The organism is Bacteroides sp. AF32-8BH (genome assembly GCF_003435205.1).
Lineage (GTDB): Bacteria > Bacteroidota > Bacteroidia > Bacteroidales > Bacteroidaceae > Bacteroides > Bacteroides ovatus.
On the sequence record NZ_QVLZ01000019.1, the window covers coordinates 78,447 to 93,895 of the forward strand.

A 15,449-nucleotide genomic window follows, 5' to 3' on the forward strand; every position below is an offset into this window, starting at 1 on the left:
TATGAAACAAATTATATTTATATCATTGTTGTGTGTGTGTGCAATCTCATGTATTGATTTGGATACAAAATCTACGGCAGCCATAGGTAGTGCACAAATGTGGACTACAGAGGATTTGGCAGATGCAGGAGTTGCGGGTATCTATAAGGTTTTCTACCCTAATTCGGCGGTTACCACTGTTCCGGGAAAGATAGAAGCTATAGGACGTTTTAGGGTTGAAGCTGTCTCGTTTACAAGTAATGCACAGCATGAACCCTATCTGAAAAATATGTCTCCATCGGCAAGTGATGAATTCTTTGCTAACGAATGGAAAGCTGCTTATGAAGGCATTTATCGATGTAATGATGCAATAGCTAATTTACACAAAGCAACTATGTCGGAGGCTAAATATAAGCGCTTGGTGGCAGAATGTAAATTTTTGCGTGCTTATTTTTACTATTGGTTAAATGCTCTCTTTCAGGGAGTACCAATATATCTAGAACCGTTTGTGACAACTGAATGTACGAAAACACAAAACACAGTGGATGAAGTGTGGCAGGCTGTATTAGATGACTTGGATGATTGCATTGCAGAAGAAAATTTGCCCAATAATACATTAAAAGAAAACTATGGGCGTCCTTCTAAGGGATCGGCTTATGCATTACGTGGTATTGTGTATATTTGGAAAAAAGATTACAAGAAGGCGATAGCGGATTTTGAGCAGGTAGGAAAATGTGGTTATGGATTATGGGAAGGAGAATATATAGATTTCTTTAAGAAAGAAAATGAACGTGATAAAGAAATGATATTCCCTATTCAGTTTGATGCAGTTGTAGGATATAGTGATTGTATACAGGCTATATTTGGTTGCCGTTCTACCTTACAGTCAGTGACTTTTATACAGCCGAATGCTGATTTTGTGGATTCCTATCAGAATGCCGATGGCTCTCCTTTCAAATGGACTGATATTTTCCCCGATTGGGATAAATTGACGCCTGCGCAAAGGGAGATATTTTTTGTCCGAGATGGAATGAATACAAATATGAATACTGATTTCCAAAATGCGAAAAAATCCATTATCGGACGAGTGTCGCAAGCCATTTGGGATAAATATTATTTGAATGAGGGGAATGAAGCTAGAATTCTTACGGCATACTCTACCCGTGATCCACGCTTGATGCAGACTATTTTTGCTCCTTCTACCACTACACTTTGTTATGCTAATACAGGAGGTAAACAATCTGCTAAAACAGTTCGTTGGCCTTTTCTGATTGCTGGAAATGGAGATGCTGCTGGTGACCACTGGCCTGATGCACGTTACTATTGTAATTACACTTATCGAAAGTTTGTGGTGACGGATGACAGTAACCTTAACCGTATCATTTGTGATGAAGATTGGCCTTTGATTCGTTATACGAATATCTGGTTATTATATGCGGAGGCGTTAAATGAAGACGGACGTTTAGGGGATGCAATCAGTGTAGTGAATAGAATTCGTGAACGTGCTCATATGCCGTTACTTACTAATGGTGGTAGTGGTTACAATGCAGTAATGGGGAAAGAAGATATGCGCAAGCGTATTCAGTACGAACGTCGGGTTGAGTTGTGTGCTGAAGGCATAAACTTTCTCGACGAAGTGCGGTGGGGAACTTATAAAGAGACGAAGTTTCAAGGAAAAGAATCCAACAGTTTCAAAAATATGTGGGGAACTGTTGGTCATGGTATGTGGTATTGGAATGATTATCTGTGGCCTTGGCCGGTTCCCATGGCAGAGGTGCAGCGTAATCCGAATCTTGTTCCTACTCCGGGATGGCTTTATTAAAGAATGAATAATATGAAATTTAATTAATAAAATGAAGATAATCATGCATTTAAATAATATAATTATTTTACTGTTTTGTTTGGCGATCAATTGTTTTGCTTGTTCGGATGAGGAGGTAAAGTCTATAACCTCTGATTTCCCAAATCGGGAAGAAATGCCCCATCCGTGTTTGTTGCTAAAAGAGGGGGAAGAGGAAAAGATAAAACAAAATCTACAAAATTCACTCGAATTGAAAAGAGTGAGTGAGAAAGTTTTTATTCAAGCTAATAAATGTGTAAATACTCCTCCTTCTGAATATGTATTGACGGGTACACGTTTACTTTATGTATCTCGCCAGGTATTGCAGAATCTTTATTCTTTGTCTTATGCTTATAGGATGAGTAAGATGGATCTTTATCTGAATAGAGCTATTTCAGAACTGAATGCAGTATGTGCATTCAAGGACTGGCATCCGTCGCATTATTTGGATGTAGGTGAGATGACAATGGGCGTAGCTATCGCTTATGATTGGCTTTACCAATATTTGCCGGAAGAGACTCGGTTACTTGTTGAAAAGAGTATTGAAGAAAAAGCTTTTGATACGGCTTTGGATAAAGAGTATGATAATTTTTACAATGGATCTGGTAATTGGAATCAAGTATGTAATGCCGGATTGGTATTTGGGGCACTGGCTATTTACGATAAAGCTCCTGAAAAAGCCCAAAAGATTATAGATAAATGTTATGCGACTATTCCTCGTGCTTTGGAGGCTTACAAACCTGACGGCACCTATGGAGAAGGTTTCATGTATTGGGATTATGGAACAAGTTTTCAGGCTATGCTTAATTGTGCATTAGAAACTGTCGGTATGACGACTTTTGCAGATGCGAACGCTTTTGAGAAATCAGCAGAATATTATTTCCATATGGTAGGACCTTCCAGGAAGTGTTTTAATTATTCAGACTGTTCGGAAAAGGTGAGTACCAGTACGGCTATGTTTTATTTTGCCGCTAAAAAACAGGATCCTTCTTTGCTTTATTGGGAAATGGAACATATTAAAAATAATCTGGAAACCAATCGATTGCTTCCTTCTGTCTTGGTATATACAAAGGATTTGGATATATCTTCTATCCCTATCACTGTTAAAAAAACTTATTTTGGTGTCGGTCTGACTCCCGTATATTTGACTCGTTCGGCTTGGGGGGACAATAATGCAGCTTTTTTTGGTGTAAAAGGAGGGAAACCGGATACTAGTCATGGGCACATGGATATAGGTTCTTTTGTATACGAAGTAAATGGTGTGCGATGGAGTGTTGATCTTGGGAATGCCAATTATGAGAGTGTAGAGGCTAAAACAAAAGATTTCTGGACGATGACTCAAAATTCGAATCGTTGGAGATTGGGGCGTTATGCAACTACGAGCCATAGTACTTTCTTTATAAATAATAGTCCTCAAAAAGTGGATGGTGCTGCTGTCTTTACAGAGACATTTGATGAAAAAGGTCAGCGGGGAGCTGAATTGGATTTAAAAGACACTTATAGCTATAATGCTGTGAGCGGTAGTAAGTTTTCATTAAATAAGTTCAAACGTAGAATTTATTTGTCTGATGATCGGAGTCTGACAATTGTGGATACTTTAAGAGCTGATGAAGGGTCAGCTTCTGCACAATGGCGGATGATTACAAATGCAGCTGTTACAATGGATAAAGACAAGAAAGAGTTTCTACTGACACAGGATACTAAACAATTGCGTGTTTGGGTGGAGTATGTCGGACTAAATCCCGAAGCGAAAAGTACTACGATTAATGCTAATACTAGTTTGGGGGAAAATGCGATAACGCCTGCTGCTACTGCCATTATATATCAGATAAGTATTCCAAAGAAAGATGTAGTGCTGAAAGTACATTTAGAACCCAAACAATAGTATCATGAAACACTTGTTGATTATTTTATTATTTTTTCTGATTGCGGGAAGCTGTCAGAAGCGTCAGGAAGAAGAGTCTATGAAACAATTGATAGACAGAGTTATGCCTGTTGCTGTAGAACAATACAAAGGTATGGCTCAATTACTTCCAGAGGGGCAATTTCCTCGGTCCATAAGTGAGGATGGTAGACTAAAAACATCTAATAAATATTGGTGGTGTAGTGGATTTTATCCTGGAACTCTTTGGTATTTGTATGAGTATTCCGGTGATGAGGATATTTATCATTTGGCTGAAAAGTATACAGAAATGCTAGATTCCATTAAATATGTGACGAGTGATCATGATGTAGGATTCCAGTTGTTTTGCAGTTATGGTAATGGTTATCGTATTACCCGTTGTCCGGAATATAAGGAAGTATTAGTTCAGGGAGCAAAATCTTTAGCTACTCGTTTTCATCCTGTGATTGGGTGTATACAAAGCTGGGATTTTGATGATCCGGAATGGAGATTTCCTGTTATTATAGATAATATGTTAAACTTGGAACTCTTGATATGGGTGGCTGAACAAACCAACAATGATTCATTATATCATATCGCATGTAGTCATGCCAATGTCACTAAGAATAATCATTTTAGGAAGAATTTCAGTTGTTATCATTTAGTAGATTATGATCCTGCTGATGGGAGTACCCGGAAGAAGCAGACTGTTCAGGGGGTTAGTGATGAATCTTCATGGGCGCGTGGACAAGCATGGGCACTCTATGGATATAGCATGATGTATCGTTATACAAAAGATGATAATTATTTGAATCAGGCCAGAAACATTGCAAACTTTATAATGAATCATCCTGCTATGCCTCAAGATGGTATACCATATTGGGATTTTGATTCTTCTGCAATTCCGGATGATTATCGCGATGCTTCGGCTGCTGCTATTATGGCTTCAGGATTAATAGATTTGAGTAAATATGTATCTGAAAAGGAGAAAAACAGATATATAAATTTTGCTCAGAAACAATTGAGGACACTGTCGTCTGAAGAATACTTAGCAAGAGGTGGAACCAATCATTGTTTTTTGTTAAAACATAGCGTTGGTAGTTTACCGGGAAAATCAGAGGTTGATGTTCCACAAACTTATGCTGATTATTATTTTATTGAAGCTTTATTGAAGTATAAAAAAGAAGTATTGGACGAATAAGTTATATTTATGATACATTGAAACAGTCAATCGAAAGCATATATACAATCATTAAATCAATGTAAGATACTGATACAGGCTTTTGCAGTCATAAATTCCGGTCTATTTGGAAATAGCTAGTCGTTTCTTCTTGATTAATAATGGTGTATTCCCCAACAAATATAGCCGGGTGTGAAATACAACTCGGCTATATTTGTCTTGAAACTTTTCTATAAGGAATATCTAATTTCATTGCTAATAGGAAAATTCTTATATTTGCTGCAACTAATACTTAAACACCATAGTTGCAAATGGAATTTACAGAAGAGCAAATACTGTTGAGAGCTTTGTCACGAGGAGATGAGAAAGCTTTTGAGGTTTTGTTTATGCGTTATTTCCCGAGAGTGAAACGTTTTATATCCGGTTTGCTTCAGGATGATATAACGGCAGAGGATTTTGCACAAGATATTCTCCTCAAACTATGGCAGAAGCGTGAGGAGATGGCAAAAATCGAAAATCTGAATGCCTACCTTTATCGGACTTCCCGGAATGCTGTGTATCAGCATTTACGACATATACTTTTGGTGAATGAATATGGAGAAAAGCAACAGGAGAATCTTTCCCGTCAGCAGAATGAGGGTGCGGGAAACATCGAAGAAAATATGTTTGCCGAAGAATTACTGTTGTTGATACAGCATACGGTAGAGCAAATGCCCGCCCAACGAAAAAGAATTTATGAGATGAGCCGTAAAGAAGGCAAAAACAATGATGAGATAGCGCAACTGCTTGCAATAAACAAACGGACTGTAGAAAACCATCTCACACAAGCATTGGCTGATATCCGCAAGATGCTGAAGCACTTTTATCTTTTCTAAATAAAACCACTTCCTATTGACAAAAACTCTTCTTTTATTCTCCTTTCTCAAAAAAAGTAGAAAAAATAGCTTTTAGACTGTGTGTGTATTCTATCTCGTGCATCTTATTAATAAACGGATAAAATCATGAAGAAGAAAAGCATATCAGAACTAATACATTTTTTTGTTCGCCATCCCCTGCAAAACTCCTTGCAGATGAAGTTTTGGCGTTGGCTGGTTTCTCCTGCTGATGCAGAAGATAAAGAAGAAGCTATACAGGAAGAGTGGATGAATATCATCGCTGAACCTGATGAGGCTACCCGGCGTTCATGGTATGAGGTCCGGCGTAAAGCGGGACTTGCAAATCCGATAATAAAACCGCATTGGGAAATCAAACCACTTCTTCGCATTGCTTCTATGATATTAATCCCCTTATTTTCAGTGCTATTATCGTGGTATTATATAAATGATTATACTGATTCTTGCAAATTGGTAGAATATATTGTTCCCATGGGTGAACGGGGAGAATTGACTTTGCCGGATGGGACAAAGGTACAGATCAATTCGGAGAGCAGTATCATTTACCCGAAAAGCTTTCGAGGCGATACACGTACTGTTTATCTTTCCGGAGAGGCGAATTTTGATGTCCATAAGGATAAGAAACATCCGTTTATTGTCAAGACATCTTTGTTATCAGTTCGTGCTTTAGGTACGAAGTTTAATATACAGGCATATTCGGAAGACAGGAAAACGACTACAACTCTTGAAAATGGAAAAGTGCAAATCAATAACCTGCTGGCACCAGACAGCTGTTTTATTCTTACTCCCGGTGAACAACTTGAATACAATCACCTGACTAAGAATTATGAAAAACGAAAAATAGATGTGATGATGGCTTCCGGTTGGACACGTGGTGAATTGAATTTTGTCGATTGCCATCTGGAGGATATTCTGAACACATTGGGACGACATTATAATGTAGAAATAAAGGCAGAACCGCATTTATACACAAATGATTTATATACCATTAAGCTTAGAAAGGGCGAACCTCTTCAAGCAGCAATTCATATTGTAACAATGACCGTCGGAGGTATGGAAAGCAAGGTCACAGACAATAAGGTTGTGATACTGACAGCTGCTTCACCGGCGAATAAGAGTAAGAAAGGAGGTACCCATCCATAAAAAGGTTGGACAAAACTGATCCTTTTGTCCAACCCGAAATAAATACCGTTATCATTTAAAATTTTAGGAAATAGTGAACCTTAAATGTAGTATTCATTTAATATACAAAAGTATGAATTTTAATTCTTATTTTACTATAAAACATACCAGTAATTTGCGTATTTTATTGTTAACCTTATTCTTTATAGTCCCTTTGGGTACTATCTATGGGCAGAATCAGTTGATTACTATTGCCGGAAAAAACATAACTTTGTTGAAAGCTTTTGATGCTATTGAAAGTCAGACTCAATTAAGCATTACTTATAGTCGGACTAAAATAGATGTGAATCGGACATTGAGTGTTGATTTTAAGAAACAAAAACTCTCTATTGTTTTGGATAAGTTGCTCGCGGGAACGGGGTTTACTTACAAGATAGAAAAAGGGTATATCGTTCTGGTTCCCGTACCGGTAAAACAAGAGCAAACGGAAGCAACTTCGAAAAAGATACAAGGAGTGATTGTAGATACGAATGGAGATCCGGTGATTGGTGCCAGTATTCAGGAGAAAGGAGTGGTCGGGAAAGGTACAGTTTCTGATTTGGATGGAAAATTTAACCTGTCAGTTGCGTCAAATGCTGTATTACTGATTTCATATATCGGTTTTCAGTCTCTTGAAGTAAAGGTGGGAAATCGGACAAGCTTGTCTTTGGTATTAAAAGAAGATCATCAGTTGCTGGATGAAGTAGTCGTTATCGGTTATGGAACAATGGAGAAACGTGCTGTGACCAGCTCCATTACTTCCATATCTTCAAAAGATTTAGTGACTGGATTGGGAGGCTCTACCATTGCGACTGCTCTGAAAGGAAAAATCTCCGGTATGAATGTTTCCGAAACTTCCAGTCCGAATGCCTCTGCTAGTTTCCAGCTTCGTGGGGTAGCTTCCATCAATGCTTCTTCTTCCCCTTTGATTGTGATAGACGGAATTCCTGGTGGTGATTTGCGTTCTATCAGTCAGGAAGATATTCAATCCATTGATGTTTTGAAGGATGCCTCTGCAGGTGCTATTTACGGAACAAGGGCAGCTGGTGGTGTCATTCTCGTGACTACCAAGAAAGCGAAAGAAGGTCCTATCACATTATCATATACAGGCGAGCTGTCCACCGAACAAGTTTCCAGAAGACCACAGGTCCTGGATCGCGATGCTTTCGCGAGGTTCGGTGTAGGAACAGATTTGGGAGCGTCTACCGATTGGTACGGTGAACTTTTAAATGAGGGAGCACTTTCCCAGCGCCATGTTGTCACCCTTTCGGGAGGGGGACATACAGCCAGAATATATGCCACTATTATGGCACAGGATCAGAAAGGTATTGCGATAGGCGATAATCGTAAAGACTATTCGGGGCGTATCAATGCAAACTTTAATCTTCTCAATGACTTGCTGGAAATAGGCTTACATACAGAATATCGTGAAGCACATCGGGATCAGCGGAGCAGTAGTTCCTGTTTCGACATGGCATTGAAGATGAATCCAACGGAACATGTTTATGATAGTACTAGTGAAACAGGCTATAATGTATTGGTTGGTGGTAGTGAATATTACAATCCATTAGCGGAAGTTATGCTCAAGCAGACGGATAATGTTGATAAATGGCTCAAGGCGGATGCTACGGTAAAGCTCAATCTGCCTGCCGGATTTTCGGCACAAGCCACTCTCGGCTGGGAAGATCGCCAGTATCAACAGACGCATTATGTATCCGCATTACACAGAACGTCTTTGAATGGAAGTTATAAAGGAAAGGGATTTCACGGATATAGTAAAACAGTCAATGTTTCTTTTGAACCTACCATTAATTTCATGCGTGTTTTTGCAGATGACCATACAGTCAGTGCGGTGGCCGGATATAGCTATTGGGAAAACAATTCTGAAAATTTTGATATGTCTAACTACGATTTCCCTGTGGATGGAGTAGGAGCTTGGGATATGGGAACAGGCAGCTGGCTTTCTGATGGAAAAGCAGCTATGTCTTCTCACAAATATCCTCGTGAACGTCTTATCTCCTTCTTTGGTCGGGCGAATTATAGCTATAAAGATCGCTATATGGTTACCGGAAGTGTTCGTCATGAGGGATCTTCCAAATTTGGAAAGAATCATCGCTGGGGAACATTCTGGGCTGTATCAGGTGGATGGCGTATATCCAATGAAGCCTTTCTGCATGATGTCAGTTTTCTTGATGACCTCAAAGTACGTGTCGGTTATGGTGTGACGGGAAATAACAATTTCTCTGCAGGAGCATCCACAGCCATGTACTCCTCCAATTCAATGTGGCCTTATAACGGTACATGGATCACTTCTTATGGACCGGCTCGTAATGTCAATAATGACTTGCATTGGGAAAAGAAAGCAGAGCTTAACATCGGTTTGGATTATGCGTTTCTGAATAACCGGCTTTTTGGAAAGTTCGATATATATAAAAGAAGAGTTTCCGGAATGTTATACAATATCAGTGTACCCAATCCTCCCGCCGTTTACGAGAAAACGACCATGAATTATGGTAATCTTGAGAATACCGGATGGGAGTTTGAGATTGGCGGAGTGCCTGTTAAAACGAAAGACTTTAACTGGACAACTACCATGCGTCTATCCCATTCTTCTTCCAAAATTACCTCTTTGTGGGGGAATAATACTTACCAGGATCGTGTAGGATTCCCGTCACCGGGAACGAACGGATCAGCCGGAAGAATTGAAGCAGGAACAAAGATCGGAAGCTATTATATCTGGAAATATGCCGGTATCACGGATAATGGAAGATGGCTTCTGTATGATAAGAACGACAATGTGATTCTTAGCGATAAGAAGACCTATGATGACAAGCGGTACATCGGTAATGCTATTCCTGCATTGATGGTATCATGGGATCATACCTTCACTTACAAGAACCTCTCTTTAGGTATCAACCTGCGTAGCTGGATCGATTTCGACGTGTTTAATACCATAAATATGTACTATGGACTTTCTGAAGTAGCAGGCCAGAACGTTCTTCGCAATGCGTACATTGACAACCGGCACATCAAAGAAGTAAAGCAGCTTTGCGATTACTGGCTTGAGGACGGCACTTTCTTAAAGATAGACGCCATTAGTCTGGGATATTCTCTTAACATGAAAAAGTGGCAGAAATATATAGATAAGATTGATCTTTACCTGACCGTCCGGAATGTGGCATGTTTCACGAAATATTCAGGACTTAATCCGGAAGTGAATGTCAACGGACTGGACCCTGGTTATGAATGGTTTAATAATATTTATCCTGAAACTCGTAGATATACCGTTGGTATGAAAATCCAATTCTAATATTAAAGTACCTATAAACTAATAAAATGATATGAGACGAAATATTTTAATCATTATCTCCTTCCTCACCCTTCTGGTGTCATCCGGTTGTACAAATCTGGATGAGAAGTGGTATTCCGAAGTCACTCCGGACACTTATTTCACGTCTAAGGAAACTGTTTATTCTTTCTTGGTACGCTCTTTCACACATTGGCGTTGGTTTCACGGATTCGACCGTGCCACTCTTCAAGAATGTACAACAGATGAGATGTGTGTCACACAAAAAGGAATACATTACAATGATGTCAGATATTCCCAACTGCAGCATCACGACTGGACACCTCTTCACCCCAACAACGAAGAAACCTGGCGTGGGGTAGGCATGGGAGTGGCAATGGCTTTAGCTTGTAAGGAAGACTTATCCGGTGTGGATTATGTATCACTGGGCATGACGGAAGAATTGAAAGCAGATCATCAGATGCAACTTCAGACATTGGTTGCCTATTTTTATCTGCGGGGACTTGATTTCTATGGGGGTATGCCTATTTACCGGCGCTCTACTACCGAGGAAGTTCCACGTTCCACTGCACGCGAAACCTTTAATTATGTGGAAGAACTGTTGCTTGCCGCTATTCCCAAATTAGAGAAAAAAAGAGCAGATATGCTGGAAGAAGGCTATTTACGTCAAGGAACTGCCGCCGCCCTTCTTGCTCAGTTATATTTTAATGCGGAAGTCTACATGGGAGAGAACCGTTTTGCTGAATGTGCGCAGGTCTGCCAGGATCTATTAGATGGCAAATACGGTTATTACGAATTGGAGGAAGACTGGTTCGGTCCTTTCACTTTCGACAATAATAAATCTAAGGAAGTAATGTGGTCTGTTCAGTCGCAATATGCAAAAGGCACTTTGTTTCAATGGCAGTTCGAACGCTATAATCATTATAATGCAAAGAACTATTTTGATCTAAGCGGCTATTCCTCTACTAATGGTATGCATCTTCAGCCGTCTCTTAAACCCAATGGGGATCCCTATACGGATAAGCTCGGGCGACCCTTTGCCAAATTCAACAATAAAGATCTTCGTAAAAAATTGTACTTGTATAAAGGGAATGGAAAATACGAAGGAATGTTCCTTTATGGAAAATTACAGCGTACATCAAGAAGTGGTACAGAGGTGAAGTGTACGGGACTGTACGAATATCCGGGTGAGGTTCTTGAATTTGTCGATCAGGTGGCACAATTCAAGAAAGTGAAAGATGGAGAATATTCTTCAGTGAATGAGCTTCCCTCCAATATAAGTACTGGGGAAGAGAATTCCGGAATACGTTTGTGCAAACTACCGGTTCCCGACAATATCGACAAAACCATTGCTTTTAATCCGGATTATCCGGTTATTCGTTTTGCTGAAATCTATTATATGCTTGCTGAATGTAAATATAGAAGCGGCTATAAAAAAGAAGCAGCCAATCTTTTCAATGAAGTGCGTAAACGCAATTTCGAGAATAAAGCCGATCCTGATCCGGTGACCGAAACGAATATCGACAAGTACCGGATTCTTGATGAGTGGATGGTCGAGTTTCTGGGTGAACAGCGTCGTCGTACCGATCTTCGTCGTTGGGGGTTGTATACAACAGGTTCTTGGTGGGATCATAAACCTACTAACGACGATCATTATGAGCTTTTTCCTATTCCGGAAAAGTCAATTTCTGTCAGCAATGTCTTGAAGCAAAATCCGGGATACGGAGGCGGCAATGAAATGACTAAAGAAGAAGCCGGTATCTATAGTGTGAAACAAATCGATTAATCAACTATTAAAGAATAATATAATGAATAGCAAGATATTTTTTTTAGGAGCCATCATGTTGCTGCCTACATTCGCAAGTTGCCAACAAGAAAAGCCTTTTCCTGATGATGCAGTAGATAAAGTGTATGAATACCTTCCGGAGTGGCAGGCAGGTTATTTGGATATTCATCAGATTAGTACCGGAAGAGGTAATGCAGCCTATCTTATTTTTCCGGATGGGACTACCATGTTATTGGATGCAGGAGATTTAGGAGTACATTCAGGCACACAGGAAATTATGAAAGCAGTGCCTAATGATTCTAAGCGGCCTGCCGAATGGATTGCTCAATATATAAAACATTTCTCATTGCCATTAAAAAATAACGGAGCACTTGATTATGCCTTGCTCACTCACTTTGATACGGACCATATCGGACAGAATGGAAAACTGGCAATCGAAAAAGTAGGACTGGATTACAAACTTACCGGAATCACTCATGTTGGTAATCTTCTCAATATTTCCACTTTGATAGATCGTGGTTATCCTACTTATGATTATCCGACAGCAGCTAAAGTCTCTGGTGCTCATATCTCAAACTATAAATTATATGTTGCCGCTCGTGACAGGGAAGGTAAAAAGAATGAGGGATTTGTAATAGGAAGCAATAGTCAGATCAAACTCTTGAAAGATCCGGGCTCTTATCCTACATTCGAAGTACGTAATATCGTGGGTAATGGTAAAATTTGGACAGGTAGCGGAACAACAGCCAAAGAGCTTGTGCCTTCTACAGCCTCTTCAAGTGAACAGTTGAACGAAAACCGTTGCAGTTGTGGAATTCGTATCACATACGGTAATTTTGATTATTTCTCCGCAGGAGATATTCTAGGCGTAGAAAAAGCACCGGAATGGTTTGATATAGAAACGCCGGTAGCCAGATTGCTCGGTGAGACGGATGTGGTTGTTGCCAATCATCACGCTTATTCTGATGCTATGTGCGATACCTACATTTCCCAAGTGAAACCACAAGTCTATGTAATTCCCGTATGGGATTACTATCACCCTCAACCGGCAACGTTGAGCCGGATGCTGTCTCAAACTCTTTATCCTGGTGAACGGTCGGTTTTTGCTGCCGGTATGGTAGACAGTAACAGGAGCAGACTGGGTGAAGACGGCTTGAAGATAAAGCCTGCCGGACATGTTGTTACGCGTGTTTATCCGGGTGGAGAGAAGTTTCAGATCTTTGTATTAAATGATCGGAATGAAGCTTATGAGATACTATATAAAACAGGTGAGATTAAATCTAATAATTGATGAACATGAAAATTAAAGATTCAATAGTCTGGACAGCTTTTCTGGCTGTGATGGCAATCATAATGTTTCCGTCATGCTCTGACGAACATGAAGCCGGTATATTGGAAATAACAAATAATGAGATTATTCTTCAGGCGGAAGGTGATCCGGTTCAGGTGGAGGTGAAGTCCAATACCGAGTGGCGAATTGATTTTGTAGAATCAACCTGGTTCTCTACGGATATACGTGGAGCCCAGTCATCAAGAACTTATTTCACTGTGACTTATGATGAGAATATCAGTGATTCCGAACGTTTCTGTGATATTCGTGTGTTTACGAAAGATGGTAAGACTGCGGATGTAATCAAGATAAAACAATTATCCCGTTATCCATTTATTGTTCCTGCCAGTGATAAGATGGAGCTGTTTACTAAAGGAGGTGAATATGAAATGGAAATCTCTACCAATGTGCCCGAAACGGATATCGTTATTACGCCAACGGTGAACTGGGTGCAGGAGTATAGGATAAGTGATGGAAAGCTTTATTTTAATACGGAAACAAATTCGCAATCACCCCGTACAGGAAGTATTGTGTTGAGTTATGACGATCAGTACCAGCGTAAGGTCACGGCTACCATTAATCTCTCGCAAGCATATTCTGAATATGCGAATGCGGAACTTGTCAGTTATCCAACCGTACATGGTTATGCTGTCGGTGGAATTACTAACAATGTATATGTTGAAGGAACCATCGTAGCCAATGGCACTTCGAAGAACTTCCCGAGCAATCGCTATGTCATTCAGAATGAGGCAGGAGAGACAGTTGTGTTTGAGTCCGAATCTTTAATTACGTTTGCACAATTTGCCAAAGTGTCATTGTGTCTGAAAGATGGAATGATAAGAGAAGAATCAGAGGGTAGCTTTACTTATAGACTGATTAGCGGTATCACTGCTGCCCACGTAATCAGCTCGGAACTTTCTACCTTCACAATTCCTGAAAGAACGATTGCTGAACTTACGGATAATATGGTATTTAGTCTTGTGACCCTGAAAGATGTCGAGATTGCATCTCCGGTAGGTGCATTCACTAATTTCAAGACTACTGACCCGGGAGCTGCCGATCGTAAGATTAATAAAAACTATTGGGTAGAAAAGTTCCCTGCATATTACAGATACTATCCGACCTGTATAAGAGATAAAAACGGTTCTAATACATATATGCTTACTGCGTTTGAAGCTCCTTATGCTCACGAAACACTTCCTAAAGGTTCGGGAAGCATAACAGGAATGGTGGCGAAAGTGAAACTTACAAATTTCGACATCTCTGAAAGCCGGTTATGTATTCTTCCGCTTAACAGAGAAGATATTAACATCAGTGATATAAACGAGATCACTGATGTGCTTGTAGAATGGGATTGTAATGTACCCGATTGGAAAGAAATAGGCTCTTCTACTTTTACGGATTACCATCCTACGGGTGGCGAGGCATCGCAGGCGAATGCTCTTCTTAGCAAAGACGGAAATAAATATTTCCAGCAAACCTATGCAGACTACATTCTGGGATTCCAGGATGATTTCAGAGGAGATGTTAACCTTAACACGACCGATGGATACTATGGTCGTATGCGAGGCGGTGCTTTTAATAGTAAACCGTGGTCTACAAGTTCATATTTCTACGTAGACAAAATATCGACAGTAGGTATTTCTACATCCTTGTCTCTTCAGGTTGAAATGAATGCAAGTTGGGGAGGTGGCCCTGTTGCAGTGGTTGAATATGCTTATTCGATGAATGGTGAATGGATTAAAGTAGATAATTCAGAGTTTACCATTCTGGGACAGTTTGATAGAACGGCTGCAGGTGGACAGACGGAGAAGAACATTCCTGGTTATAAAGTCTATGACTTTAAGTTGCCGGATGCCTTATTGAACCGTGATAATATTTGCATCAGATTGCGACCGGTCAGACTCCCGGCAGGGGTATCCAGCTTCATGCCGCTTAGACTTGCTAATATCTCAATCAAATACAACAAATAATCAATAGGGAATATATATAAAATAATCGGAAGCAATAAAGGACATATCCTGATTGCTTCCGATTATCTTTTTATATGTGGATCTTGAACGATCTCTATTCAAAAAGAACGATATCTTA

The 15,449-nt window shown here is 39.9% G+C and carries 9 protein-coding genes; all 9 read left to right on the forward strand.

Annotated elements, in window-relative coordinates:
• The first annotated feature begins 1 nt into the window (after position 1).
• The 9 genes from DWZ47_RS14925 to DWZ47_RS14965 all read left to right on the forward strand — a co-directional run bounded on the left by DWZ47_RS14925 (position 2) and on the right by DWZ47_RS14965 (position 15,331).
• Positions 2-1,801, forward strand: coding sequence for a RagB/SusD family nutrient uptake outer membrane protein (locus DWZ47_RS14925; protein ID WP_004320858.1), 1,800 nt, complete (start codon positions 2-4; stop codon positions 1,799-1,801).
• 238 nt (positions 1,802-2,039) lie between these two features.
• Entirely contained in the window at positions 2,040-3,704 is a 1,665-nt protein-coding gene (locus DWZ47_RS14930; protein ID WP_233525058.1) for a heparinase II/III family protein, read from the forward strand.
• A 4-nt stretch (positions 3,705-3,708) separates the two neighbouring features.
• Entirely contained in the window at positions 3,709-4,902 is a 1,194-nt protein-coding gene (locus DWZ47_RS14935) for a glycoside hydrolase family 88 protein (protein WP_004304645.1), read from the forward strand.
• Between the two features lie 290 nt (positions 4,903-5,192).
• Positions 5,193-5,756, forward strand: coding sequence for an RNA polymerase sigma-70 factor (locus DWZ47_RS14940; RefSeq protein ID WP_004304646.1), 564 nt, complete (start codon positions 5,193-5,195; stop codon positions 5,754-5,756).
• Positions 5,757-5,882: 126 nt separating this feature from the next.
• A complete protein-coding gene (locus DWZ47_RS14945) occupies positions 5,883-6,917 on the forward strand; it encodes a FecR family protein (protein ID WP_004309818.1) in 1,035 nt (344 codons plus the stop codon).
• A gap of 112 nt (positions 6,918-7,029) precedes the next feature.
• The gene (locus DWZ47_RS14950) at positions 7,030-10,245 is read left to right on the forward strand and encodes a SusC/RagA family TonB-linked outer membrane protein (protein WP_032855968.1); all 3,216 of its coding nucleotides are present in this window, start codon (positions 7,030-7,032) and stop codon (positions 10,243-10,245) included.
• Between the two features lie 31 nt (positions 10,246-10,276).
• Positions 10,277-12,028: a RagB/SusD family nutrient uptake outer membrane protein gene (locus DWZ47_RS14955; RefSeq protein ID WP_004309816.1), complete on the forward strand. Its 1,752-nt coding sequence runs from the start codon at positions 10,277-10,279 to the stop codon at positions 12,026-12,028.
• Positions 12,029-12,050: 22 nt separating this feature from the next.
• Positions 12,051-13,319 (forward strand): ComEC/Rec2 family competence protein, encoded by a 1,269-nt coding sequence (locus DWZ47_RS14960; RefSeq protein ID WP_004304648.1) that lies wholly within the window; start codon positions 12,051-12,053, stop codon positions 13,317-13,319.
• Positions 13,319-15,331 (forward strand): DUF5689 domain-containing protein, encoded by a 2,013-nt coding sequence (locus DWZ47_RS14965; protein WP_004304649.1) that lies wholly within the window; start codon positions 13,319-13,321, stop codon positions 15,329-15,331. The genes DWZ47_RS14960 and DWZ47_RS14965 overlap by 1 nt, the downstream gene beginning before the upstream one ends.
• Positions 15,332-15,449: the final 118 nt, after the last annotated feature.